Below are 4,464 nucleotides of genomic sequence, written 5' to 3' on the forward strand. Positions count from 1 at the left end.
GCCAGGATCAAACTCTCAATAAAAGTTAGAAAGCTTGTATCTTGACTCGTATCTCATCTCTGTAACACTCGTTTAGTTTTCAAGGATCAAGAACACAGGATGTTCATTGTCCAGCGTTGCGACAGGACGTCGCGTTCTTCGCTTGGCTACCATCACCGCGTGTCTCTCGCGGCGACAAGAGTTATCTTACCACGGCGGCAAACAGCCTCACAACGCAGCCGCCCCCTCATCCCGGAACAAATTCCGCCTTGAGCCGTCATATACAGCATTCCCGTGAGACAAGCTCCTGATTTTGTTTTCGCTTTACAAAATTCACACACAACCGATAAATTCTTCCTCTGAAACGCAAAAAATCCCGAACGGCTCAAAATGCGCCGCTCAGGATCACGCTTCACTTCTTTTTCTTCTTCACCTGTTTGTACCGCTTCTTCACTTCCGCAAATTCCAACTCGTCGATCACCTGCACGCTTTCGCTCCATTTAGCGGTCGACCGGCAGCGGGGATAGCCGGAGCACCCGAGGAACTTTTCGCCTTTCCCTTCCCGCGCCACCATCACCGAGCCACATTTGGCACAGCATAGGTTGGTGACTTGAACCAGCTTCGGCGCGCTGGCCACCGGATTGCCTTGCTTATCCACCTTCATGATCTGTTTGCACTTCGGATATCCGCTGCAGGCAAGAAACTCTCCATAGCGCCCTTTACGCAGCACCATCGGTTGCCCGCATTGTTCACAGGCGTGCTCCGTCTCCACCGCCAGCGGTTCTGGTGTGCCGCCTTTGCCATAGCTGAATTTCGCCCGGCACTGGTAGCAGTGATACTGCTTGACCGCCTTTTTCCGGCCCTTCGGCGTCACATCGCACAAGTACAGCGGCTGGCTGCATGACAAACAGGGCACCTGCGTCTCACCGCCCACCGGCACGATGAACTTGCAGGACGGATATCCTCCGCAAGCATAGACCAGACCGTATTTTGTCGTCCGCTTCCACAGCTTTTGCCCGCAGGCCGGACAGGGAAGCACCGTCTCTTCGCCGAGCACGACGCGCTCGGCCGTCTTCATCGCGCCATCCAGCGTCCGGGAAAACGGATCATAGAAGGCCTGCAGCATCCCGCGCCAGTCGCGGTCACCTTCCGCCACCTGGTCGAGCTGCTTTTCCATATCGGCAGTAAATTCGACGTTGATCAAGTCGGGGAAATTCCCGACCAGCGTCTGGCAGACCACCTTGCCGATCTCCGTCGGCTGAAAGAACTTGTTCTCCACAACGACGTATTCACGCGCCTTCAAAACAGAGATGATCGACGCATACGTACTCGGACGCCCGATGCCCCGCTTTTCCAGCTCTTTGACGAGGCTCGCCTCTGTGAACAAAGCGGGCGGCTTGGTGAAATGCTGCGACGGCGTGATCTTTTCACAGATCAGCTTCTGCCCTTCCTCCACCGGCGGGAGCATCGGCTCCTCATCCACTTTGTCATCGCCGGCATGCTTGCTGTCCCGGCCTTCTTCATACAGCTTCAAAAAGCCGTCAAACTTCAGCGTCCGCCCGTTTGCCTTCCAGCCAAAACGCCCGGATTGGATGCTCACCGCCACCGTATCATACACGGCCGGCGCCATCTGGCTGGCCAAAAAGCGCTCATAGATCAGCTTGTACACCCGATGCTGCTCGGCGGTCAGCTGCGATTTGACCCGTTCCGGCGTCAGTTCCAAATAAGTCGGACGAATCGCCTCATGCGCATCTTGCGCCCCGCCTTTCGACTTGTACGAATTCGCCCGGGCCGGACGATACCGCGGACCGAAGCGCTCTTCGATCGTCTTCAGCGCCTTTTGCTGCATCTCCGGCGCCACACGCGTTGAGTCGGTCCGCATGTAGGTGATCAGCCCGACCGGTTTGCCTTCCACGCTGACTCCCTCGTACAGCTGCTGGGCCACGCGCATCGTTTTCGCCACATCAAATCGCAGTTTGCGCGCCGCCTCCTGCTGCAGCGTCGAAGTCGTGAACGGCGGGGCCGGATAGCGTTTCTTCTCCGCCCGCTCCACGCTCTGTGCGACGAACAACTGTTCGTTCGCTTCAGCGACGATGGCAGCTGCGAGGTCGCCATTGCCGACTTTTGCTTTTTTGCCGTCGATCTTCTCCAGCACGCAGGTAAAAAGCGGTGCCTGCAGAGAGGTATGCACTTGGGCTTTGATTTCCCAATATTCTTCAGGCTTGAACTTCTCGATCTCATCGGCCCGCTGCACGATCAGCAAAAGCGCCACCGACTGCACCCGTCCTGCCGACAGCCCGTGCTTGATTTTTCGGCTCAAAAACGGGCTCAGCTTATAGCCGACCAAGCGGTCCAAGATCCGTCTCGCCTGCTGGGAATCGACCAGTCGGTAATCGATCCGGCGCGGTTTCTTCATCGCTTGGAGGATGGCATTTTTGTTGATCTCGTGAAACTCCACGCGCTCGATGTTGCGATTGCTCGGGCGCAACAGCGACTCCAAGTGAAACGCAATCGCTTCGCCTTCGCGGTCGGGGTCGGTACTCAAAATGATCCGGTCGGCCGACTTGGCCAAGGCGCGCAGTTCGCGGACGACGGTTGATTTTTCTTTTAATACTTCGTATTGCGGCTCAAATTGCTTCTCGATCTCCACGCCCAGCCCGCTTTTGGGCAGGTCGCGCACGTGGCCCATCGAGGCTTTGACAATATAGTCGCTTCCCAGATAGGAATTAATCGTTTTCGCTTTTGCGGGGGATTCTACAATCACCAGATGTTTTGCCAACGTCCACACAACATCCTTTCTCGAACAAACATTCTCCCCCCAGTATACCATGCGTTGCGAAAAAAGCTGTTGCATTTTTCCGAGGGGCAGAGTAGAATACAAACAAATTCCAGATCGCAAGGCGTTGATGAAGAAGAGTAAGCATCATGGACACTGCAGAGAGCTGACGGTTGGTGCGAGTCAGTGTGAAAATGATGCTGAATGGGCTTCGGAGCCTCCAGACCGAAACGCGAGGAGTAGGCTTTGGCGGAGATGTCTCACCGATACAAGAGACTAGGTATTGCAGTTGAGTACCGAATAAGTGAGTTTGCGCTTTTGGCGCAGGCTAATAAAGGTGGCACCACGGGTTCTTCGTCCTTTTCGGATGGAGGCCCTTTTTTATTTGGCAAAAGGAGTGATGGCGCATGAGCGATGGCTGGTGGCAAACGAATCGACACACGCAAACAATCACATTATGGAGGGATTTTGATGGCTAAACAAATCGTAACTTCAGGGATTCGCCCGACGGGGCAGTTGCATCTGGGCAACTATTATGGCGCGATGCAAAACATTCAGCGTTTGCAGGACAACTACCAGGCTTATTTTTTCATCGTGGATCTGCACTCGCTGACTACCCATCCCAAAGGCGAGCACCTGCGCCGGCATGTGATCGGCGTGGCGAAAGATTATCTGGCCGCCGGGCTGGATCCGAACGTCTCAACACTGTATGCGCAGAGTTCGATCGCGGATGACATCTGTGAGCTGCATACCTATTTGAGCATGGTCATGCCACTCGGGGAGCTCTTGCGCTGCCCAACTTTTAAAGAGAAAGCGAAAAAGCACCCGGACAATGTCAATTACGGGCTGGTCGGCTATCCGGTGTTGATGGCGGCCGACGTGCTGATTCACAAAGGCACGGTCGTGCCGGTCGGCGAAGATCAGGTGGTGCATTTGGAGATGGCGCGCACCATCGTCCGCCGCTTTAATCAGCTGTACGGGAATGTCTTTCCCGAGCCGCAGCCGCTGGTGGAAAATGCGGTGCGCATCCCGTCCCTGTCCGGTCAAGGCAAAATGAGCAAATCGGATGCGGACGACACCTCGATCTCGATGCAGGATGAGACGGACGCGATCCACAGCAAGGTCAAAAAGGCGTTCTCCGACCCCGAGCGCGTTTACAAACACCTCCCCGGGCATCCGACTGTCGAAGGCTGCAACGTGTATCATCTGCACAGCTTTTTTACAAAAGAGGATCTGCTCAACAGCATCGCCGAACAGTGCCGCCAAGCTGCGATCGGCTGTGTCGAGTGCAAAAAACACCTGGCCGGCTCGCTGAGTTCGCTCGTGGAACCGTTCCGTGAGCGGCGCGATCAGATCTCGGACGACGATGTGATCGAGGTGCTTAAAGGCGGACAGTTAAAAGCAAAGGCTTCTTCGGAAAAAGTGATCACAGAAGTGCGGGAAGCGATGGGGCTGCGGATGTTTTGATCGGCATACAAAAAGACTCTATCTCGTATGAGATAGAGTCTTTTCTATCGCTCTGGTAGTTCTTCGCTCCGCTGCGAACGCGGCACTTATTCTATGTACTCAAAGAGTATGCAAAAAGACCCAATCTCATAAGATCGGGCCTTTCTCTTTGCCTAGCGACGTCCTACTCTCCCAGGACCCTGCGGTCCAAGTACCATCGGCTCTGCAGAGCTTAACTTCTGTGTTCGGGATGGGAACAGGTG

At 55.0% G+C, this 4,464-nt stretch carries 2 protein-coding genes, 1 rRNA gene and 1 other annotated feature; of the genes, 1 reads left to right on the forward strand and 2 read right to left on the reverse strand.

The window, feature by feature from the left end; translation table 11 throughout:
- Positions 1–391 precede the first annotated feature (391 nt).
- Positions 392–2,758 carry a type I DNA topoisomerase gene (topA, locus tag EV586_RS20355; RefSeq protein WP_132946901.1) on the reverse strand — a complete coding sequence of 789 codons (2,367 nt, stop codon included), beginning with the start codon at positions 2,756–2,758 and terminating at the stop codon, positions 392–394.
- Positions 2,759–2,873: 115 nt separating this feature from the next.
- Positions 2,874–3,120: a binding site (T-box leader), on the forward strand.
- A gap of 106 nt (positions 3,121–3,226) precedes the next feature.
- Between topA and trpS the strand changes: the two genes are divergently transcribed.
- Positions 3,227–4,222, forward strand: a complete 996-nt coding sequence (gene trpS, locus EV586_RS20360; protein ID WP_132946902.1) for a tryptophan--tRNA ligase — start codon at positions 3,227–3,229, stop codon at positions 4,220–4,222.
- A 150-nt stretch (positions 4,223–4,372) separates the two neighbouring features.
- Here trpS and rrf read toward each other — a convergent pair.
- A 5S ribosomal RNA gene (gene rrf, locus EV586_RS20365) occupies positions 4,373–4,464 on the reverse strand; the annotation flags it as partial.

It is taken from the genome of Tumebacillus sp. BK434, assembly GCF_004340785.1.
Classification (GTDB): Bacteria; Bacillota; Bacilli; order Tumebacillales; family Tumebacillaceae; genus Tumebacillus_A.